The sequence below is a fragment of the Burkholderia sp. MSh2 genome, from assembly GCF_000731655.1.
Taxonomy (GTDB): domain Bacteria; phylum Pseudomonadota; class Gammaproteobacteria; order Burkholderiales; family Burkholderiaceae; genus Burkholderia; species Burkholderia paludis.
Map to the genome: position 1 here is coordinate 1 of NZ_JPGM01000059.1, position 20,639 is coordinate 20,639.

Consider the following 20,639-nt stretch of genomic DNA (forward strand, 5'->3'; position numbering starts at 1 on the left):
GCTGATTGAACGTTAATCCCCGATGCGGTAAAACTCGGGCCGGGCGGGGGGATCGACCCGCTCGGCCCGAGTTTTACCGCATCGGGGATTAACGTTCAATCAGCAGCGCGGCGGCGACTTTGCGGCCCTCGGCCATCAGGATGTTGTAGGTGCGGCACGCGGCCTGGAAATCCATCGTCTCGACGCCGATCCGCTTCGCGGTGAGCGCGGCGACGAGCCGCGGGTGCGGGAAGCGCAGCCGCGCGCCGCTGCCGAAGATCACGAGTTCCGGCGTCGGGTCGAGCAGCATCGCGAAATGCTCGGGCGCGAGCGCGTCGAACGACGACACCGGCCATGCCTGGACCGGCGCGCCGGGCAGCACGATGACGCTCGTTTCGTGGCGTTGGAGATTGACGTCGACATAATCGGGGCCGTAGCCGGTGACGGTGTTGAGCGCGCCGCTCGCGTCCTGGTGCAGTTTCAAGTCGGTATTCCGCGGTTCCGAAGGGGAATGGGTCGCAGGGCCGAAGGGGCCCGGATGGCCGGATTCGCATGCCCGGGCGCGCGGGACGCCTGACGGCGCGGGCCCGGCGCGGCTATGGTGCATTGCGAAAGTCAGCCAAAATCCGCTAAATTATAACTTTTTGGTCGCCCCCGGGCGCCACTTGCGTCGTGCGTCGCCACAAGCCGCGTCCGACCGCCCGCTTTTTTCCCAGTCTAGACAGCGCGCACAGACCGGCCGCTTTCCAGTTTTGATCCCGTCCCCCGGCCGCGAGGCCAACCCAGGAACCGTGTCGTCGTGAAACCGATTCAGAAATCGAACAAGCTGCTCAACGTCTGCTACGACATCCGTGGCCCGGTGCTCGAGCACGCGAAGCGCCTCGAGGATGAAGGCCACCGCATCATCAAGCTGAACATCGGCAACCTCGCGCCGTTCGGTTTCGAGGCGCCGGACGAGATCATCCAGGACATGATCCGCAACCTGCCGTCGTCGTCGGGCTATTCGGATTCGAAGGGCGTGTTCTCTGCCCGCAAGGCCGTGATGCACTACACGCAGGAAAAGGGCGTCGTGGGCGTCGGCCTCGACGACATCTACATCGGCAACGGCGCGTCCGAGCTGATCGTGATGGCGACCCAGGCGCTGCTGAACGACGGGGACGAAGTCCTGCTGCCCGCGCCCGACTACCCGTTGTGGACGGCCGCGGTGAGCCTGTCGGGCGGCACGCCCGTGCACTACGTGTGCGACGAGCAGAACGCGTGGATGCCCGATCTCGACGACATCCGCCGCAAGATCACGCCGAACACGAAGGCGCTCGTCGTGATCAACCCGAACAATCCGACCGGCGCGCTTTATTCGGACGAATTGCTGCTCGAGCTGCTCGAGATCGCGCGCCAGCACGGGCTGATCGTGTTCGCCGACGAGGTCTACGACAAGATCGTCTACGACGGTCTCGAGCACACGGCGCTCGGTTCGCTGTCGGAGGACGTGATCACCGTCACGTTCAACAGCCTGTCGAAAAGCTATCGCTCGTGCGGCTACCGCGCGGGCTGGATGGCCGTCTCGGGCCTCGGCGGCGACAACCGGCGGCGCGCGAAGGATTACCTCGAGGGGCTCGGCATCCTGTCGTCGATGCGCCTGTGCGCGAACGTGCCCGGCCAGTTCGCGATCCAGACGGCGCTCGGCGGCTACCAGAGCATCAACGAGCTGATCGTGCCGAGCGGGCGCCTGTACAAGCAGCGCGAGCTCGCGTATGACATGCTCACGTCGATCCCGGGCGTGACCTGCGTGAAGCCGCAGGCCGCGCTGTACATGTTCCCGCGCCTCGACCCGAAGCTTTACCCGATCCAGAACGACCAGCAGTTCATTCTCGACCTGTTGCTCGAGGAGCGCGTGCTGCTCGTGCAGGGCACGGGGTTCAACTGGGCGACGCCGGACCATTTCCGCGTGGTCTTCCTGCCGAACCTCGACGACCTGGCCGATTCGATCAACCGGATCGCACGCTTCCTCGACGGCTACCGCAAGCGCCATTCGGCCTGAGCGGCGGGACCACACGAAACTCATGACTTCTCACTCATCGATCACACGCAGCATGGAACCGATCAAAGTTGGCCTGTTGGGCTTCGGCACGGTGGGCAGCGGCACCTTCACGGTGCTGGGCCGTAACCAGGAAGAAATCAAGCGACGCGCGGGGCGCGGCATCGAGGTGACGCGCATTGCCGTGCGCAATCCGGCGAAGGCGCTGGCCGCGCTCGGCGGCGACGCCGGCGCCGCGCAGATCACCGACGATTTCAACGCGGTCGTCGACGATCCGTCGATCGCGATCGTCGCCGAGATGATCGGCGGCACGGGCATCGCGCGCGAGCTCGTGCTGCGCGCGATCGCGAACGGCAAGCACGTCGTGACAGCCAACAAGGCGCTGCTCGCGGTGCACGGCACCGAGATCTTCGAGGCCGCGCGCGCGAAGGGCGTGATGGTCGCGTTCGAGGCCGCCGTCGCCGGCGGCATCCCGATCATCAAGGCGCTGCGCGAAGGGCTCACCGCGAACCGCATCCAGTACATCGCGGGCATCATCAACGGCACCACCAACTACATCCTGTCGGAAATGCGCGACCGCGGGCTCGACTTCGCGACCGCCCTGAAGGCCGCCCAGGCGCTCGGCTACGCGGAAGCCGATCCGACTTTCGACATCGAAGGCGTCGACGCCGCGCACAAGGCGACGATCATGAGCGCGATCGCGTTCGGCGTGCCGGTGCAGTTCGAACGCGCGTACGTCGAGGGCATCAGCAAGCTCGACGCGACCGACATCCGCTACGCGGAAGAACTCGGCTACCGGATCAAGCTGCTCGGCATCACGCGCCGCGCCGCAAACGGCATCGAGCTGCGCGTGCACCCGACGCTGATCCCCGAGAAGCGCCTGCTCGCGAACGTCGAGGGTGCGATGAACGCGGTCGTCGTGCATGGCGACGCGGTCGGCACGACGCTGTACTACGGCAAGGGCGCCGGCGCGGAGCCGACCGCGTCGGCCGTCGTCGCGGATCTCGTCGACGTCACGCGCCTGCACACCGCCGATCCCGAGCATCGCGTGCCGCATCTCGCATTCCAGCCCGACAGCCTGTCGAACACGCCGATCCTGCCGATCGACGAAGTGACGAGCGGCTACTACCTGCGCCTGCGCGTCGCCGACCAGACCGGCGTGCTGGCCGACATCACGCGCATCCTCGCCGCATCGGGCATCTCGATCGACGCGCTGCTGCAGAAGGAATCGGAGGAGGTCGACGCCGCGAACGGCGAAACCGACATCATCCTGATCACGCACGTCACGCTCGAGAAGAACGTCAATGCGGCGATCGCGCAAATCGAGAAGCTGGAGACGGTCGTGTCGAAGGTGACGAAGCTGCGCATGGAAGCGCTGAACTGAGCTGAGGGCGACATGAACTACATTTCCACGCGCGGCGCCGGCATCGGCGAGCGCCACACGTTTTCAGACATCCTGCTCGGCGGTCTCGCGAAGGACGGCGGGCTCTACCTGCCGGCCGAGTATCCGAAGGTCTCGGCCGACGAACTCGCGCGCTGGCGCACGCTGCCGTACGCGGATCTCGCGTTCGAGATCCTGTCGAAGTTCTGCGACGACGTTCCGGCCGACGACCTGCGCGCGATCACGCGCCGCACGTACACGGCCGACGTCTACCGCAACACGCGCCACGGCGAGAACGCGGCCGACATCACGCCGCTGAAGACGCTCGGCACCGAGCACGGCGCGGCGCTGTCGCTGCTCGAACTGTCGAACGGCCCGACGCTGGCGTTCAAGGACATGGCGATGCAGTTGCTCGGCAACCTGTTCGAGTACACGCTGGCCAAGCACGGCGAAGCGCTGAACATCCTCGGCGCGACCTCGGGCGACACCGGCAGCGCGGCCGAATACGCGATGCGCGGCAAGGCCGGCGTGCGCGTGTTCATGCTGTCGCCGCACCGGAAGATGAGCGCGTTCCAGACGGCCCAGATGTTCAGCCTGCAGGATCCGAACATCTTCAACCTCGCGGTCGAAGGCGTGTTCGACGATTGCCAGGACATCGTGAAGGCGGTGTCGAACGATCACGCGTTCAAGGCGCAGCAGAAGATCGGCACGGTCAACTCGATCAACTGGGCGCGCGTGGTCGCGCAGGTCGTCTATTACTTCAAGGGCTACTTCGCGGCCACCGGGTCGAACGACGAGCGCGTGTCGTTCACGGTGCCGTCGGGCAACTTCGGCAACGTCTGCGCGGGCCATATCGCGCGGATGATGGGGCTGCCGATCGCGAAGCTGGTGGTCGCGACCAACGAGAACGACGTGCTCGACGAGTTCTTCCGCACCGGCGCGTACCGCGTGCGCAGCGCCGAGAACACCTATCACACGAGCAGCCCGAGCATGGACATCTCGAAGGCGTCGAACTTCGAGCGCTTCGTGTTCGACCTGCTCGGCCGCGATCCGGCGCGCGTGATGCAGCTGTTCCGCGACGTCGAGGAGAAGGGCGGTTTCGATCTCGCGGCGAGCGGCGATTTCGCGCGCGTTGCGGAGTTCGGCTTCGTGTCGGGCCGCAGCAGCCATGCCGACCGCATCGCAACGATCCGCGACGTGTTCTCGCGTTACGACACGATGATCGATACGCACACGGCCGACGGCGTGAAGGTCGCGCGCGAGCATCTCGACGCGGGCGTGCCGATGGTCGTCCTCGAGACGGCGCAGCCGATCAAGTTCGGCGAGACGATCCGCGAAGCGCTCGATCGCGAAGCCGAGCGTCCGGCCGCATTCGACGGGCTCGAGGCGCTGCCGCAGCGCTTCGAGGTCGTGAAGGCCGACGCGCAGCAGGTGAAGGACTTCATCGCCGCACACACGGGCGCGTGACGCACGGCCGGGCCGCAGGCCCGGCCGCGCAGGACGGCCGGCATCCCGATGCGTCGAACGGATCGGGATGCCGGCCGTTTCGTTTGGTGGCGCGGTGGCGCGGGGCGCCGGCGGCGGCCGGTCCGCCGCGCGTCGCGTGAAACAGGTGCCAGACCGGCGCGTTCGCGCCAATCACAGTTCTCGCATGTCCGCCATATCGCGCGCCCGCGCGACGGCGTCGCTACAATGACGTATTGATTCCCACGCTCCCCGATTCCATCGATGTCGAACCCGAATCCCGCGGCGCCGCGCGCGCCGATGCTGTCGACCGCCGAAGCGCTCGCCGCGCTGCTCGACGCCGCGAAGCCGCTGCCCGGCGCCGAAACCGTCGCCACGCTCGATGCGCTGGGCCGCGTGCTCGCGGCCGACGTGAGTTCGCCGCTCGACGTGCCGCCGATGCACACGAGCGCGATGGACGGCTATGCGGTGCGCGTCGCCGACCTGCTGCACGGCGAGCGTCGCCTGCCGGTGTCGCAGCGCATTCCGGCCGGCCATCCGGCCGGGCCGCTCGCGGCCGGCACGGCCGCCCGGATCTTCACCGGTGCGACGGTGCCGCCGGGAGCCGATGCCGTCGTGATGCAGGAGCAGACCGCGGCCGACGGCGACGCGGTCGAGATCCTGCACACGCCGAAGGCGGGCGAGTGGATCACCGCGCAGGGCGCGGACATCCGGCAGGGGGCGGTGATCCTGCCGGCCGGCACGCGGCTCACGCCGCAGGCGCTCGGCCTGGCCGCGTCGGTCGGTTGCGCGCAGTTGTCGGTCGCGCGGCGGATTCGCGTCGCGGTGTTCTTCACCGGCGACGAACTGACGATGCCGGGCGAGCCGCTGAAGCCCGGCGCGATCTACAACTCGAATCGCTTCACGCTGCGCGGGCTGCTGGAGCGGCTCGGCTGCCATGTGACCGACTACGGGATCGTGCCCGACTCGCTCGCCGCGACGCGCGACACGCTGCGCGCGGCCGCGCGCGATCACGACCTGATCCTGACGAGCGGCGGCGTATCGGTCGGCGACGAGGATCACGTGAAGCCGGCCGTCGAGGCCGAAGGGCGGCTGGCGCTGTGGCAGATCGCGATGAAGCCCGGCAAGCCGCTCGCCTACGGCGCGGTGCGCCGCGGCGACGACCGGCCCGATGCCCACTTCATCGGGTTGCCCGGCAATCCCGTGTCGAGCTTCGTCACGTTCCTGCTGTTCGTGCGGCCGTTCCTGTTGCGCCTGTCCGGCGTGCGTGACGTCGCGCCGCGCGCGCTGTCGCTGCGTGCCGATTTTTCGCAAGGCAAGGGCGACCGGCGCAACGAATTCCTGCGCGCACGCGTCAATGCGGCCGGCGGCCTCGAGCTGTTTCCGAACCAGAGTTCGGCGGTGCTGACGTCGACGGTCTGGGGCGACGGTCTGATCGACAATCCGCCGCAGCACGCGATCAGCGCCGGCGAGACCGTGCGTTTCATCCCGTTTTCCGAACTGCTGTCGTAACGCGACGGCTTCCCGAACCATGAAGATTCAGCTGAAATTCTTTGCGAGCGTCCGCGAGGCGCTGGGCGTCGCCGACGAGCAGGCCGACGTACCGGACGGCGTTACGACCGTCGGCGACGTGCGCGCGTGGTTGCGCGTGCGCGGCGGTGCGTGGGCCGAGACGCTGGCCGAAGGGCGCGCGCTGCGCATGGCCTGCAACCACGAGATGACCGATCCCGGCACGCGGCTCACCGAAGGCTGCGAGGTCGCGTTCTTTCCGCCGGTGACGGGCGGCTGAGGCGCGCGATGGCAACGGTACGAATCCAGGCCGACGATTTCGACCTGAACGCCGAAGTGACGGCACTGCGGGCGCGCAATCCGAAGATCGGCGCGGTCGCGTGCTTCGTCGGCACGGTGCGCGACTTGAACGAAGGCGATTCGGTCGCCGCGATGGAGCTCGAGCACTACCCGGGGATGACCGAGAAGGCGCTCGAGAAGATCGCCGCGGAGGCCGGCCGGCGCTGGCCCGGCATCGACGTCGCGATCGTGCATCGCGTCGGCAGGCTGCTGCCGCTCGACCAGATCGTGATGGTGGCGACGGTTGCCGCCCATCGCGGCGATGCGTTCGCGTCGTGCGAGTTCGTGATGGACTACCTGAAGACCGAAGCGCCGTTCTGGAAGAAGGAAACGACGCCGGACGGCGAGCGTTGGGTCGATGCGCGCAGCACCGACGATGCCGCGCTCGCGCGCTGGGGCGTCGAATCGGGCAACGCGCGGCGCTGAGCGCGGCGTGCGTCATCGCGGTGCGGCGATGCGCCGCATCGGCGCGACCGCCGCGCGTGACGTGTCAGCGGCTGCGTCAAGCGTCAGGGTCGGTGCCGCGCCCGATGATCTTCGCCGGAAAGGGTTCGCCGCGGGCGCGCGACGGTAGCGCGTGCGGATCGTCGCCCGCGTCGCGGCGGCGCGGCGCGATGGCGTCGAGCAGCGCCTGCTGTTCGGGCGGAATCCGGTAGTCCCAGCCGAACCGGCTCAATTGCAGGCTCTGCGCGATCCGCAGTGCGGGTTCCATGAAGCGGATCGCCGCGGGCGGCGCGTAGCGCGTCTCGACGGTCTTCAGGAACAGCGACAGCCAGCGGCTGAAATGGGCCGGCTCGATCCCGTCGAGCGGCTGGTGCGCCTGCTGCACGTTGCCGCGGTAGCCCTTGGTGCCGAGCACGAGACTCGACCAGAACGTGACCATCTTCGGCAGGTGGTCGTTCCAGCGGCCGGCCAGCTTCGCGTCGAACACGGGCCCGAGCAGCGGGTCGGCGCGCACGCGGTCGTAGAACGCGTAGACGAGGTCGCGAATGTTTTCTTCGGTCGGCTCGGCGTCGCGAGGGCGGGCCGGTGCGGTATCGGGCGAGGCGGACATGACGGTCATGGCAAAAGGGCCGGGAAACAGGGGCGGAGGCGGCGCGGGCATCGAGCAGGACGCCGGCCGGATTTTGACGCAAAATAGCGTCCAGCGTCCCCTGCAAAACGTGCAGATGTAATGCATCTTATTGCGCACGCGCCATCCCGGCAACCGGGGGCCGTGGAACGGGGCCGCCGGCCGGCTTCCCGCGCCTCCCGATCGGCCCGGCTCACGTAATCGGGGTACGATCGATCTTTTCCGTATTCGCCCATGAGACTCACCGACTATACCGACTACTCGCTGCGCGTGATGCTGTACCTTGCCGTGCGCGGCGAGGGGCTCGCGACGATCCAGGAGATCTCGGACGCCTACGGCATCTCGAAGAATCATCTGATGAAGGTCGTGCAGCAGCTCGGCGAGCTGGGATGGGTCGACACGGTGCGCGGCCGCAATGGCGGGCTGCGGATTTTCCCGGAATCGCTGCAGCTGACGGTCGGCCAGGTCGTGCGCGCGACCGAGAGCGACTTCGCACTGGTCGGCTGCTTCCCGTCCGACGACGGCGAGGCGCGCGGCTGCGTGATCGAGCCGCAGTGCCGCCTGAAGGGCGTGCTGGCGGCCGCGCGCGATGCGTTCTTTGCCGAACTCGACCGTCACCGGCTCTGCGAGCTGGTCGAACCTGCCGCGCCGCTCATGACGTTGCTCGGCATCCGACCGGTTGCGCTTGCGCGCGCCGCATCGTCGCAGGACGACGCGACGGCGCCCGTCGAGCCGCCGTCGACGGGCCGCTGACCCGCGCGCGCCGCGCGCCCCGGTCCTGCTTTGGCGCGCCTCCGGGCCGCATCTCGGCGATCCGGCAATTTTTGCGCTGAATCAACCCGAATTTCGCTTGAAAGCCGCATAACCATCCTCATCTTGGTGTTAATCGAAAATTGGAGGTCTCGACTAAATGAGAATCGACAAGCTCACCACCAAGTTCCAGGAAGCACTCGCGGATGCGCAAAGCCTTGCGGCAGGCCGCGACAATCAATACATCGAACCTGTTCACGTACTGGCCGCGCTGGTCGCGCAGCAGGACGGCTCCGCGCGCTCGCTGATGTCGCGTGCGGGCGTTCACGTGCAGGCGCTGCAAGGCGCGCTGAACGAAGCCATCTCGCGCCTGCCGCAAGTGACGGGCACGGGCGGCGACATCCAGATCGGCCGTGAACTGGCCGGGCTGCTGAACCAGGCCGACAAGGAAGCGCAGAAGCTCAACGATACGTTCATCGCGAGCGAGATGTTCCTGCTTGCCGCGTCGGACGACAAGGGCGACGCGGGCAAGCTCGCGCGTCAGCACGGCATGACGCGCAAGGCGCTCGAAGCCGCGATCGCCGCGGTGCGCGGCGGCTCGCAGGTGCACAGCCAGGATGCGGAAAGCCAGCGCGAGGCATTGAAGAAATACACGGTCGACCTGACCGAGCGCGCCCGTGCGGGCAAGCTCGATCCGGTGATCGGCCGCGACGACGAAATTCGCCGCTCGATCCAGATTCTGCAGCGCCGCACGAAGAACAACCCGGTGCTGATCGGCGAGCCGGGCGTCGGCAAGACGGCGATCGTCGAAGGGCTCGCGCAGCGGATCGTCAACGGCGAAGTGCCGGAGACGCTGAAGGGCAAGCGCGTGCTGTCGCTCGACATGGCCGCGCTGCTGGCGGGCGCGAAGTATCGCGGCGAATTCGAGGAGCGCCTGAAGGCGGTGCTCAACGACATCGCGAAGGACGAAGGCCAGACGATCGTCTTCATCGACGAAATCCATACGATGGTCGGCGCCGGCAAGGCCGAGGGGGCAATGGATGCGGGCAACATGCTGAAGCCGGCGCTGTCGCGCGGCGAGCTGCACTGCATCGGCGCGACCACGCTCGACGAATACCGCAAGTACATCGAGAAGGATGCCGCGCTCGAGCGCCGTTTCCAGAAGGTGCTCGTCGACGAACCGAGCGTCGAGGCGACGATCGCGATCCTGCGCGGGCTGCAGGAGAAGTACGAGCTGCACCACGGCGTCGACATCACCGATCCGGCGATCGTTGCCGCGGCGGAGCTTTCGCACCGCTATATCACCGACCGCTTCCTGCCCGACAAGGCGATCGACCTGATCGACGAAGCCGCTTCGAAGATCAAGATGGAAATCGATTCGAAGCCCGAAGAGATGGACAAGCTCGACCGTCGGCTGATCCAGTTGAAGATCGAGCGCGAAGCCGTGAAGAAGGAGCAGGACGAAGCGTCGCAGAAGCGCCTGCAGCTGATCGAGGAAGAGATCGAGCGCCTGGGCCGCGAATATGCGGACCTCGAGGAGATCTGGACCGCCGAGAAAGCCGCGGTGCAGGGCAGTGCCCAGCTCAAGGAAGAAATCGAGAAGGTGCGTGCGGACATCGCGCGGCTGCAGCGTGACGGCAAGCTGGAGCGGGTCGCCGAGCTGCAGTACGGCAGGCTGCCGCAGCTCGAGGCCCAGCTGAAGCAGGTCACGCAGGCCGAAGAGCAGGAGCAGCACAACCCGACGCGTCCGCGACTGCTGCGCACGCAGGTCGGTGCAGAGGAAATCGCGGAAGTCGTGTCGCGCTCGACGGGGATTCCCGTGTCGCGCATGATGCAGGGCGAACGCGAGAAGCTGCTGCACATCGAGGAAAAGCTGCACGAGCGCGTGGTCGGCCAGCATGAGGCGATCGGCGCGGTGGCCGATGCGATCCGCCGTTCGCGCGCGGGTCTGGCCGATCCGAACCGTCCGTACGGCTCGTTCCTGTTCCTCGGCCCGACGGGGGTCGGCAAGACCGAGCTGTGCAAGGCGCTGGCGTCGTTCCTGTTCGATTCGGAAGAACACCTGATCCGCATCGACATGAGCGAGTTCATGGAGAAGCACAGCGTCGCGCGGCTGATCGGCGCGCCGCCGGGCTATGTCGGCTACGAGGAAGGCGGCTACCTGACGGAAGCCGTGCGCCGCAAGCCGTACAGCGTGATCCTGCTCGACGAGATCGAGAAGGCCCACCCGGACGTGTTCAACGTGCTGCTGCAGGTGCTCGACGACGGCCGCATGACGGATGGCCAGGGGCGGACGGTCGACTTCAAGAACACGGTCATCGTGATGACGTCGAACCTCGGCTCGCAGGTGATCCAGGCGATGACGGGTGCGCCGCAGGAAGAGATCAAGGACGCCGTGTGGCTCGAGGTGAAGCAGCATTTCCGCCCCGAGTTCCTGAACCGGATCGACGACGTCGTCGTGTTCCATGCGCTCGACCGCAGCAACATCGAGTCGATCGCGAAGATCCAGCTGGCGCGCCTGCACGATCGGCTCGCGAAGCTCGACATGGCGCTCGACGTGTCGGAGGCGGCGCTCGAGCAGATCGGCAAGGTCGGCTACGATCCGCTGTTCGGTGCGCGGCCGCTGAAGCGTGCGATCCAGCAGGAGATCGAGAACCCGGTCGCGAAGCTCATTCTCGCGGGCCGCTTCGGTCCGAAGGACGTGATTCCGGTCGACGTCCACGACGGCAAGTTCGTGTTCGACCGCGTCGTGCACTGACCGCGAGCCATCGGCCGCCGCCCGGTTCGGCCGGGCGCGCAAAAACAAACACCCCGCCGCAGGCGGGGTGTTTGCTTATGGAGGCGTCGACCGCGCCGCGCGCGGTCCCGGTCGCTCAGCCCTGCTTGTTGCCGCCGAACAGGCCGGCGATCTGCGACAGCGAGCCGAGCAGGTTCGACGTGTCGACCTGCGCCTGGCCGTCGGCCGGCACCGTGCCGTCCGGCGTCGCGTGGTTGACGACGTGCGGCAGCACCTGTGCGAGCACGGTCGAGGCCGTCGACGGATCGACGCCGAACTTGCTCGCCAGCGCACCGATCGCGTCCGAGCCGAGCACGTTCTGCAGCGTGTCCGGGGAGATCGGCTGGTTCTGGCCGGTGCCGACCCACGAACCGATGATGTCGCCGGCGCCGCCCGCCTTGAACTTCTCGATCAGGCCGTTCAGCCCGCCCGGCTGGTTGTTGATGAATTCGAGCGCGGTCGTGACCAGCGCGCCTTGCGAGTTGCCGCCGGCCTGGCCGCCGATCAGACCGCCAACGATGTCGAGGAGACCCATGGTTCTTCACCTTTACTGAAAAGGGCGTCGTGACGACGACGCCCGTTGAACGAATGCCGCGCGCACGCCGTCGCGCGCGCGGCGCACATCAGGCGCCCGACGCCGCGGCGGCGGAGGCTGCCTTGTCCTTCTTGCTCTTCTTCTTCGAACCCTTCGTCGCCTTTGCGGACGACGCTGCGGCCGGTGCGCTCGCAGCCGCACCCGCACCCGCACCCGCGTCGGCGGATGCCGCGGCGGCCGCCGCCGCTTTCTCCTTCTTCGATGCGCGCTTGCTCCTGGCCGGCTTCGCTGCCGCATCCGGTGTGCTTGCCGCCGGCGCCGTGGCCGTCGTGCCGGCGGTCGCGGCCGTGGACGTCGATGCGGTGCCCGCCGACGTCGTCGCCGGCGTGGCGGCCGGCTTCGACGGTTTCACGCCTTTCGGCGGCGTCGACGAGCCGCCGATCGTCAGGCCGTTTTCCTCGAGATGTCCCACCGATTTCGTGCCGAGGCCCTTCACGCGGTTCGCGAGATCGTCGGCGTCCTTGAACGGGCCGTTCCTGGTGCGCTCGTCGATGATCGCCTTCGACTTCACCGGCCCGAGACCCTTCACCGATTCGAGCGTGGCCTGATCGGCCGTGTTGACTTCGACGGCGGCGGCAAGGCCCGCAGCGAGCGACAGCGATAGCGCGACGAACAGCATCAGCAGCTTCTTCAGCATGGCAAAGGCTCCCTGGTTCTGGCGGATGAATGGCTGTTGCAACGGACGGCGGGACGGGGCCCGGCCGGGCGTCGCCGTTAAGCATAGGACAAATGCGTGCCCTTTTTAAGACAGGCTGACCGAATCTTGCTGAAGGCTTGCGCCGCTGTAAAGTCCGAAGCCCGCGCCGGGCGGCGATTTTGACCATTCTTTACGGTGTCGCGCCGATGTCGAGGGCGGCCGCCGCACTAGCCGTTCGACAGGGCTTGACTTAGAGTGAACTCTAACTCCTAACCTTGTTCCTGCCATGTCGAAAACCGCTGTCCCATCCTCTGCCGCCGCTCCGCTCACGATCGGCCAGGTCGCCGAAATGACCGGCGTGTCGGCGCACACGTTGCGCTATTACGAGCAGGCCGGCCTGCTGCGCGCGATTTCGCGCACGGCGGCCGGGCACCGGCTCTATGCGCCGGCCGATCTCGATTGGCTGGCCTTCGTGATGCGCCTGAAGGCGACCGGCATGCCGATCGCGCAGATGCAGGCATTCGCGGCGTTGCGCGCGCAAGGCGAGCCGACCTTCGGCGCGCGGCGCGAGTTGCTGGTCGCGCATCGCGACGCGGTGCGCGCGCATATCGCGGTGTTGCAGGCGAGCCTCGACGCGATCGGCGACAAGATCGCGTATTACGAGGCACGGGAGCGCGAAGCGGAACGACAGGCGAATTCTTCTCACTCTGCATCGGAACAGGACGGACACCATGGAACGACTCGTTGAAGACCGCTACGCGCGTGGCTGGAACAAACTGAAGGAAATCGACGGCGAAGTGGGCGAGCGCGTGATCGCGGCGCTTGCGCCGATCGCGCCGGACTTCGGACGGCTGCTGGTCGAGTTCGGTTTCGGCGACATCTACAGCCGGCCGCAACTCGACCTGAAGGCGCGCGAGATCGCGACGATCGCGGCGCTGGCCGCGCTCGGCAACGCACAGCCGCAGTTGAAGGTGCATGTCGAGGCCGCGCTGAACGTCGGCTGCACCCGCGACGAGATCGTCGAGGTATTCATGCAGATGGCCGTCTACGCGGGCTTTCCTGCCGCGCTCAATGCGCTGTTCGCCGCGCACGAGGTCTTCATGCAGCGCGAGGCCGCGGCCGTGCAGCCGGCGTGACGGCGCTCGCGCAGGCGCATCACGCGCGGTGCGGCGCGACGATCCGGTGCTTCGCGATGCGCCGGTACAGCGTCGCACGCGAAATGCCGAGCGCCTGCGCGGCCGCATCCGGCCGCCAGCGGTGCGCGGTGAGCGCCGCGACGATGCGGCCCCGTTCGTCGTCGGGCAGCGTGCCGGGCGACACCGTGCCGGGCGGCGCGGCGAAGTCGGCCGGCAGGTCGCGCCGCGTCACGCGTGCGGCGTCGCATACCGCGCACGCATAGCGCAGCACGTTGCGCAACTGCCGCACGTTGCCGGGCCACGGATGCGCGGCGAGCTGCTCGGCGAGCGCCGCATCGAGCGTCAGCACGTGGCCGGTCGCCTGCGCTTCCTCGGCGAACACGGCGGCTATCACGTCGCGCACGTCCGCGCGTTCGCGCAACGGCGGCAGTTCGAACGTCGCGCCGCCGAGCCGGTAGTACAGATCCTCGCGGAACGTGCCGTCGGCCACCATGCGCGCGAGATCGCGGTGCGTCGCGCAGATCACGTCGAGGTCGACGCGCACGGGCGTGTCGCTGCCGAGCGGCACGACTTCGCCGTCGGCGAGCACGCGCAACAGGCGTGTCTGCAGCGCGAGCGGCATGTCGCCGATTTCGTCGAGAAACAGCGTGCCGCCGTCGGCGAGCGCGATCTTGCCGCGAGCGCCGTGCTTGCGCGCGCCGGTGAACGCTCCGGCCGCATAGCCGAACAGTTCGCTCTCGATCAGCGCTTCCGGCAGCGCGCCGCAGTTGACCGCGACGAACGGCCGCGCGCGTCGCGCGCCGGCGTCGTGGATCGCGCGCGCGAACACTTCCTTGCCTGCACCGGTTTCGCCGAGCACGAGAATCGGCAGCCGCTTGCTCGCGACCCGCAGCGCGAGTTCGGCCTGCTGCGCGATGCGTGCATCGGGGCTGTGCAGGAACGGCGTGAGCGCGCCGACGTGGCGCTGCGCGCTGCCCGCGCGGCGTGAGGCCGTGCCGGGTTCGCGGCCGGTGCGCCGCAGCGGCGCACGCAGCCGTGCGTAGAGCGGCGCGCCGGTCGCGCGCAGCCGCAGCGCGACGATCGCGTCGAGCTGCGCGGCATCGCGCAGCGGCATCTCGGTCGCATCGAAGATCTCGTCGATATGGCGCGGTTCGCGCAGTGCCGGCAGCGCATCGCGCGCCTGCCGGTTCGCGGCGACGATATTGCCGCACTCGTCGAATGCGATCAGCCACTCGGGTTGCGCTTCGACGTAATGACGGTTCGGATGCCCGAACAGGATCCAGTACTGCGCGGTGCTGTGCACGAAGTAGCCGTCCTCGATCAGCGCCGCGCTCTGCCGCACGAGCTGATACACGAGACGCTGGCTGTCGCGGTTGTCCGGCGAGTGGACCGCCGACGCGTCGAGCACGCCGATCAGCTCGCCGCCGGGCGAGAAGATCGGCGCCGCACTGCAGGTGAGGGTCGTGAACGCCGCGCGAAAGTGGTCGGTCTTGTGCACGGTGATCGGCGCGAGATCGGTCAGCACGCTCGCGACGCCGCAAGTCCCTTCCTCGCTTTCCGACCAGCACGAGCCGATGTGCAACCCCGCATGACGGAAGTCGTTGCGGCGTTCGCGGTCGATCCGGTAGTCGATCGTCACGCCGTGCGCGTCGGTCAGCATCACGCAGTAGTCGGCGACGCGAATCATGTCGTGCAGCCGCGTCAGGCACTGGCCCGACGCGCGCAGGAACGCCTCCTCCTTGTCGCGCACCTCGCGCAGCTCGGCCGCGGTCAGCACGCGCGGGCCGATCGACGAAGCGGGGTCGAGACAGTAGCGCTCCAGCGACCGTTGCCACGACGACACGAGGCGCGCCGAATCGGCCGGCGCGGGCAGGCGCCCGGCGAGCGCGCCGAGCACGCGGTCGGCGTGCTGGGCCTGGGGGACGGCGTAGGGCATGGTCGGCTCCGGGGTTCCGTACGGCGGGGAATTCGATGTCCTTGTAGCACATCCCGTTCGGCGGATCACATTGCATCGCAGCACGCGGCGGGCTTGAGACGTTCGTCTCACCGGTATCTCGGTGCGTCTCGCATCGTTGAGACGCGGCCGCGGGCGTCGTGAAGGGATCGTCCGGCATCCGATCGAATCCGCGGTGCCGCGATGCCGCCGGGTTTGCGGGCAGCGCGCCGCGCCGATGCCGGCCTTCGCGGCGGTCGCGGCGGCCGTGGCGTTGCATCGAACGCGTGAGACGCACGGGCGGAAGCGGGCGCGCGCCGGGTCGTCACGGCAGCGGCGCCGGTGTGCGGGCAGGTCCGCCGCGCAAGCCTGTACGTGGGTTTCACGGTCGTCGCGTGGAAGATGGCACGCCGTTTGCAGGAATGTCCGGCAAGCCCGGCGCGATCGCGTCGGTGACGACGATCCGCCGCCCGTCGATGGCGGCGGACAAAACAGGCAGGGCCGGCGCTGGCGCCAATGCGCCGGCGCCGGCCGACTGGATGGAGACAAAACCGTGACGACGCCCGTTACCGTCGGCGTGATCGCGAACCCCGCATCGGGGCGCGACATCCGCCGCCTCACGACGCATGCATCCGTGTTCCCGACGGCGGAGAAGGCGAACATGATCGTGCGCCTGCTGGCCGGTCTCGGCGCGATGGGCGTCGAGCGCGTGCTGACGCTGCGCGACCGGACGGGCATTGCGACGCTGCTGCTGCGCGCGCTCGATACGCATCGTGCGGTCGCGTCGCGCGAGCGCTGGCCCGAGGTCGAGTTCGTCGACCTGCCGATCACCGATAGCGTTGCCGACACGCAGGCCGGCGCGGCGTACCTGCACCGGATGGAGGTCGCGCTGATCGTCGTGCTCGGCGGCGACGGCACCCATCGCGCCGTCGCCGCGCATTGCGGCGCGACGCCGCTCGTCGCGCTGTCCACCGGCACCAACAACGCATTCCCCGAACATCGCGAAGCGACCGTCGCCGGCGTGGCGGCAGGGCTCGTCGCGGCGGGCGCCGTGCCGGCCGAGATCGCGCTTGCGCGCAACAAGCGGCTCGTCGTGCGCTGCATCGCGGGCGCGCAGCCCGGGCGCGAGGAGATCGCGCTCGTCGACGTATGCGCGGCGCGACAGCGCTTCGTCGGCGCCCGCGCGATCTCGGGATCGGACGATATCGATTCTCTCTACCTGACGTTCGCGGAGCCGGACGGGATCGGCCTGTCCGCGCTCGGCGGCGCGTGGGCGCCGCTCGAACGCAGCGCGCCGCACGGGCTCGCGATGCGTTTTGCGGCCGAAGACAAGACGGCCGGCACGCCGCTCGTCGCGCCGATCGCGCCGGGCCGTGTCGATCGCGTCGTGATGCGCAGTTGCGAGCGGCTCGAGCCGGGTGCGTGGCAGACGATCCCGTTCGAGCGCGGCACGCTCGCGTTCGACGGCGAGCGAGAGATCGAGGTCGCGCGCGGCGATCGCTACGAGATTGCACTTGACTGGCACGGGCCGCTGACGGTCGACGTCGGCCGCACGCTGCGCTACGCGTCGTCCAGGCAACTGCTGCGCGATGCCGGCCCGTGGCGTGCTTGAGCGTTCGTTGCTCCGGTAAGCATTTCGGCATCCGTAACGATCATCGAGGAGACATCGCCATGACACTGCCACTCGAAGGACAAGCCGTCATCGTCACGGGCGGCGCGCGCTGCGCTTCGCGACGATGGACAACGTGACGGGCCGGACCGTGAACGTCGAAGGCGGCTTCACGTTCCGCTGACGGCCGCGCGCCGTGAGATCCGTCGCCGCGGCCCGGCCGCGGCGGCATTCGCAGTCAGACCTATCCAGGAGACATACATGACCGTTTCGAACCAGATCAGCAGGGACAAGCTGCTGGACGCCTACCGCCTGATGCGCACCATTCGCGAATTCGAGGAGCGCCTGCACGTCGAATTCGCGACCGGCGAGATTCCCGGTTTCGTGCACCTGTATGCGGGCGAGGAGGCGTCCGCGGTCGGCACGATGCTGCACCTCGGCCTCGCCGACTATGTCGCGACCACGCACCGCGGCCACGGCCATTGCATCGCGAAGGGCGTCGACGTGCACGGAATGATGGCCGAGATCTACGGCAAGAAGACCGGCGTCTGCCACGGCAAGGGCGGCTCGATGCACATCGCCGATCTGTCGATGGGGATGCTCGGCGCCAACGGGATCGTCGGCGCGGGCGGCCCGCTCGTGTGCGGCGCGGCGCTCGCGGCGAAGCACCGGAACACGGGCGGCGTCGGTGTGTGCTTCTTCGGCGACGGCGCGTCGAACCAGGGCGTGATCTTCGAGTCGATGAACCTCGCGGCGGTGTGGCGGCTGCCGGCGATCTTCGTCGCCGAGAACAACGGCTATGCGGAAGCGACGTCGTCGAGCTGGTCGGTCGCGACCGACAACATCGCCGATCGCGCGAACGGGTTCGGGATGCCGGGCGTGATCGTCGACGGCTTCGACTTCTTCGCGGTGCACGAGGCGCTCGGCGAGGCCGTCGAGCGCGCGCGCAACGGCGGCGGCCCGACGCTCGTCGAGGTGAAGTTCACGCGCTATTTCGGCCATTTCGAAGGCGATGCGCAAACCTACCGCGCACCGGGCGAGGTGCAGAAGCTGCGCGACGAAAAGGACTGCCTGAAGCATTTCGAGACGCGCGTCGTGCGCGCCGAAGCGCTGACGATCGGCGAACTGCGCGCGGTCGACGCGCAGGTGAAGGCGCTGATCGACGACGCGGTCGCGCAGGCCAAGAGCGCGCCGCTGCCCGATGCGGCCGACCTGCTGACCGACGTCTACGTGTCGTATCCGTGAGCGCGGCCTGACCCCGCGGCCGGCACGGCGAACCGAACATTCCAGGAGACAGACATGGCAAGGAAGATCACTTATTCGCAGGCGATCAACGAGGCGCTTGCGCAGGAGATGGCGCGCGACGAGAGCGTGATCGTGATGGGCGAGGACAATGCAGGCGGCGCGGGCGCGCCGGGCGAGGACGACGCATGGGGCGGCGTGCTCGGCGTGACGAAGGGGCTGTTCCACAAGTTTCCGGGCCGCGTGCTCGATACGCCGCTGTCCGAAGGCGGCTACATCGGCGCGGCGGTCGGCGCGGCCGCGTGCGGGATGCGGCCCGTCGCGGAGCTGATGTTCGTCGATTTCATGGGCGTGTGCTTCGACCAGATCTTCAACCAGGCCGCCAAATTCCGCTACATGTTCGGCGGCAAGGCCGTGACGCCGGTCGTGATCCGCGCGATGTACGGCGCCGGCCTGCGCGCTGCCGCGCAGCATTCGCAGATGCTCACGTCGCTGTTCACGCACATTCCCGGGCTCAAGGTCGTGTGCCCCGCGACGCCTTACGACGCGAAGGGGCTGCTGATCCAGGCGATCCGCGACAACGATCCCGTGATCTTTCTCGAACACAAGCTGCTCTATACGCGCGAAGGCGACGTGCCCGAGGAATCCTATGCGATTCCGTTCGGCGAGGCGAACGTGCTGCGCGACGGCGACGATGCGACGATCGTCACGTACGGCCGGATGGTGCATCTCGCGATGGACGCCGCCGCGACGCTCGCGAAGGACGGCATCCAGGTCGACGTGATCGACCTGCGCACGACGTCGCCGCTCGACACGGAGACGATTCTCGAAAGCGCGGAGCGCACCGGGCGCGTGGTGGTGGTCGACGAGGCGAACCCGCGCTGCTCGATCGCGACCGACATCGCCGCGCTCGTCGCGCAGCGCGCGTTCCGTGCGCTGCAGGCGCCGATCGAGCTTGTCACCGCGCCGCATACCCCCGCGCCGTTCGCGAGCGTGCTCGAAGACCTGTACATCCCGTCCGCCGATGCGATCGTGCAGGCGGTCCTGAAGACGAGGAGCTGACACGATGTCGATTCACATGATCACGATGCCCAAGTGGGGCCTGTCGATGGAGCAGGGGCAGGTCAACGGCTGGCTGAAGGCGATCGGCGAGCGCGTGACGAAGGGCGACGAAGTGCTCGACGTCGAGACCGACAAGATCTCGTCCGGCGTCGAATGCGCGTTCGACGGCACGCTGCGCCGCCAGGTCGCGCAGGAAGGCGAGACGCTGCCCGTGGGTGCGCTGCTCGGCGTCGTCGCGGCCGCCGATGCGAGCGATGCCGACATCGAGGCGGCGATCGCCGATTTCCAGCGCGATTTCGTGCCGAGCGCGGCTGCCGACGAGGCGGCCGGGCCGCAGCCCGAGAAGGCGCAGATCGGCGGCCGCACGGTGCGCTTCCTGAAGCTCGGCGACGGCGCGGGCACGCCCGCCGTGCTGATCCACGGCTTCGGCGGCGACCTGAACAACTGGCTGTTCAATCACGCCGATCTTGCCGCGCACCGGCCCGTGTGGGCACTCGACCTGCCGGGCCACGGCGAATCGGGCAAGGCGGTCGACATGGGCAGCCTCGACGAACTGGCGGACGCGGTGCTCGCGCTGCTCGATGCGCAGCACATCGACCGCGCGCACCTGATCGGCCATTCGATGGGCGGCGCGGTCGCGATGGCGGCCGCCGAGCGCGCGCCGCAACGCGTCGCATCGCTGACGCTGATCGCGAGCGCGGGGCTCGGCACGGACATCAATCGCACGTATATCGACGGCTTCGTCGCCGGCAACAGCCGCAACACGCTGAAGCCGCACCTCGGCGCGCTGTTCGCGGACAACGCGCTGGTCACGCGGCAACTCGTCGAGGATCTCGTCAAGTACAAGCGGCTCGAAGGCGTGCAGGCCGCGCTGGAGAAAATTGCGAACGCCGCGTTCGACGGCGCGGCGCAGCGGCGCGTGTTCCGCGACCGGCTCGCGTCGCTGGCGCCCCGTACGCTCGTGATCTGGGGCGAGCGCGACCAGGTGATTCCCGCGCAGCATGCGCAGGGCTTGCCGGACGGCGTGCGCGCCGAGGTGATCGCCGGCAGCGGGCACATGGTGCAGATGGAGGCCGCCGCCGACGTGAACCGCCTGATCGTCGCGTTTCTCGGAGCCTGA

The 20,639-nt window shown here is 68.3% G+C and carries 20 protein-coding genes and 1 pseudogene; 16 read left to right on the forward strand and 5 right to left on the reverse strand.

The annotated features are described in order from the left end of the window. Positions 1-88: 88 nt before the first annotated feature. Positions 89-463 (reverse strand): Mth938-like domain-containing protein, encoded by a 375-nt coding sequence (locus tag GQ57_RS29600; RefSeq protein WP_031403207.1) that lies wholly within the window; start codon positions 461-463, stop codon positions 89-91. A 315-nt stretch (positions 464-778) separates the two neighbouring features. On the opposite strand from GQ57_RS29600, the gene GQ57_RS29605 reads away from it, so the two are divergent. The 6 genes from GQ57_RS29605 to GQ57_RS29630 all read left to right on the forward strand — a co-directional run bounded on the left by GQ57_RS29605 (position 779) and on the right by GQ57_RS29630 (position 7,133). Next, positions 779-2,017 (forward strand): pyridoxal phosphate-dependent aminotransferase, encoded by a 1,239-nt coding sequence (locus GQ57_RS29605; protein ID WP_031403206.1) that lies wholly within the window; start codon positions 779-781, stop codon positions 2,015-2,017. 52 nt (positions 2,018-2,069) lie between these two features. Next, entirely contained in the window at positions 2,070-3,398 is a 1,329-nt protein-coding gene (locus GQ57_RS29610; RefSeq protein WP_031403205.1) for a homoserine dehydrogenase, read from the forward strand. A 12-nt stretch (positions 3,399-3,410) separates the two neighbouring features. Then, positions 3,411-4,862, forward strand: coding sequence for a threonine synthase (gene thrC, locus GQ57_RS29615; RefSeq protein ID WP_031403204.1), 1,452 nt, complete (start codon positions 3,411-3,413; stop codon positions 4,860-4,862). A gap of 261 nt (positions 4,863-5,123) precedes the next feature. Further along, a complete protein-coding gene (locus tag GQ57_RS29620) occupies positions 5,124-6,371 on the forward strand; it encodes a molybdopterin molybdotransferase MoeA (protein ID WP_031403203.1) in 1,248 nt (415 codons plus the stop codon). A 19-nt stretch (positions 6,372-6,390) separates the two neighbouring features. Beyond that, positions 6,391-6,648, forward strand: coding sequence for a molybdopterin converting factor subunit 1 (gene moaD, locus GQ57_RS29625; protein WP_034199744.1), 258 nt, complete (start codon positions 6,391-6,393; stop codon positions 6,646-6,648). A gap of 8 nt (positions 6,649-6,656) precedes the next feature. Beyond that, the gene (locus GQ57_RS29630) at positions 6,657-7,133 is read left to right on the forward strand and encodes a molybdenum cofactor biosynthesis protein MoaE (RefSeq protein ID WP_034199745.1); all 477 of its coding nucleotides are present in this window, start codon (positions 6,657-6,659) and stop codon (positions 7,131-7,133) included. Between the two features lie 76 nt (positions 7,134-7,209). Here the strand turns inward: GQ57_RS29630 and GQ57_RS29635 are convergent, their stop codons facing one another. Further along, on the reverse strand, positions 7,210-7,770 hold the full coding sequence (locus GQ57_RS29635; protein WP_034199746.1) for a group III truncated hemoglobin: 561 nt from the start codon (positions 7,768-7,770) through the stop codon (positions 7,210-7,212). Positions 7,771-8,013: 243 nt separating this feature from the next. Here GQ57_RS29635 and GQ57_RS29640 point away from each other — a divergent pair, with 243 nt between their 5' ends. Both GQ57_RS29640 and clpB read left to right on the forward strand, forming a co-directional pair. Beyond that, a complete protein-coding gene (locus GQ57_RS29640) occupies positions 8,014-8,532 on the forward strand; it encodes an Rrf2 family transcriptional regulator (protein ID WP_031403199.1) in 519 nt (172 codons plus the stop codon). Positions 8,533-8,689: 157 nt separating this feature from the next. Then, entirely contained in the window at positions 8,690-11,287 is a 2,598-nt protein-coding gene (gene clpB, locus GQ57_RS29645) for an ATP-dependent chaperone ClpB (protein WP_031403198.1), read from the forward strand. Between the two features lie 115 nt (positions 11,288-11,402). Here the strand turns inward: clpB and GQ57_RS29650 are convergent, their stop codons facing one another. Together GQ57_RS29650 and GQ57_RS29655 are read right to left on the reverse strand one after the other, a co-directional pair. Beyond that, the gene (locus GQ57_RS29650; protein WP_031403197.1) at positions 11,403-11,840 is read right to left on the reverse strand and encodes a YidB family protein; all 438 of its coding nucleotides are present in this window, start codon (positions 11,838-11,840) and stop codon (positions 11,403-11,405) included. An 88-nt stretch (positions 11,841-11,928) separates the two neighbouring features. Next, on the reverse strand, positions 11,929-12,537 hold the full coding sequence (locus GQ57_RS29655) for a ComEA family DNA-binding protein (protein ID WP_034199747.1): 609 nt from the start codon (positions 12,535-12,537) through the stop codon (positions 11,929-11,931). Positions 12,538-12,823: 286 nt separating this feature from the next. Here GQ57_RS29655 and GQ57_RS29660 point away from each other — a divergent pair, with 286 nt between their 5' ends. Together GQ57_RS29660 and GQ57_RS29665 are read left to right on the forward strand one after the other, a co-directional pair. Continuing rightward, positions 12,824-13,285 carry a MerR family transcriptional regulator gene (locus tag GQ57_RS29660; protein ID WP_031403195.1) on the forward strand — a complete coding sequence of 154 codons (462 nt, stop codon included), beginning with the start codon at positions 12,824-12,826 and terminating at the stop codon, positions 13,283-13,285. Further along, entirely contained in the window at positions 13,269-13,673 is a 405-nt protein-coding gene (locus GQ57_RS29665) for a carboxymuconolactone decarboxylase family protein (protein WP_034199748.1), read from the forward strand. The genes GQ57_RS29660 and GQ57_RS29665 overlap by 17 nt, the downstream gene beginning before the upstream one ends. Positions 13,674-13,692: 19 nt before the next feature. Here the strand turns inward: GQ57_RS29665 and GQ57_RS29670 are convergent, their stop codons facing one another. Beyond that, positions 13,693-15,609 carry a sigma-54-dependent Fis family transcriptional regulator gene (locus GQ57_RS29670; RefSeq protein ID WP_031403193.1) on the reverse strand — a complete coding sequence of 639 codons (1,917 nt, stop codon included), beginning with the start codon at positions 15,607-15,609 and terminating at the stop codon, positions 13,693-13,695. A gap of 419 nt (positions 15,610-16,028) precedes the next feature. On the opposite strand from GQ57_RS29670, the gene GQ57_RS44175 reads away from it, so the two are divergent. The 6 genes and pseudogenes from GQ57_RS44175 (at position 16,029) to GQ57_RS29690 (ending at position 20,639) form a co-directional block, all read left to right on the forward strand. Next, complete coding sequence (locus GQ57_RS44175) at positions 16,029-16,163, forward strand: hypothetical protein (RefSeq protein WP_268810891.1); 135 nt, start codon at positions 16,029-16,031, stop codon at positions 16,161-16,163. Further along, complete coding sequence (locus GQ57_RS29675; RefSeq protein ID WP_031403192.1) at positions 16,160-17,218, forward strand: ATP-NAD kinase family protein; 1,059 nt, start codon at positions 16,160-16,162, stop codon at positions 17,216-17,218. The genes GQ57_RS44175 and GQ57_RS29675 overlap by 4 nt, the downstream gene beginning before the upstream one ends. Before the next feature lie 97 nt (positions 17,219-17,315). Then, positions 17,316-17,399, forward strand: a pseudogene (locus GQ57_RS42260) (SDR family NAD(P)-dependent oxidoreductase); the annotation flags it as partial. Between the two features lie 77 nt (positions 17,400-17,476). Beyond that, entirely contained in the window at positions 17,477-18,460 is a 984-nt protein-coding gene (locus GQ57_RS29680; RefSeq protein ID WP_031403191.1) for a thiamine pyrophosphate-dependent dehydrogenase E1 component subunit alpha, read from the forward strand. 54 nt (positions 18,461-18,514) lie between these two features. Continuing rightward, positions 18,515-19,519 (forward strand): alpha-ketoacid dehydrogenase subunit beta, encoded by a 1,005-nt coding sequence (locus GQ57_RS29685; protein WP_031403190.1) that lies wholly within the window; start codon positions 18,515-18,517, stop codon positions 19,517-19,519. A gap of 4 nt (positions 19,520-19,523) precedes the next feature. Next, positions 19,524-20,639: an acetoin dehydrogenase dihydrolipoyllysine-residue acetyltransferase subunit gene (locus tag GQ57_RS29690; RefSeq protein WP_034199749.1), complete on the forward strand. Its 1,116-nt coding sequence runs from the start codon at positions 19,524-19,526 to the stop codon at positions 20,637-20,639.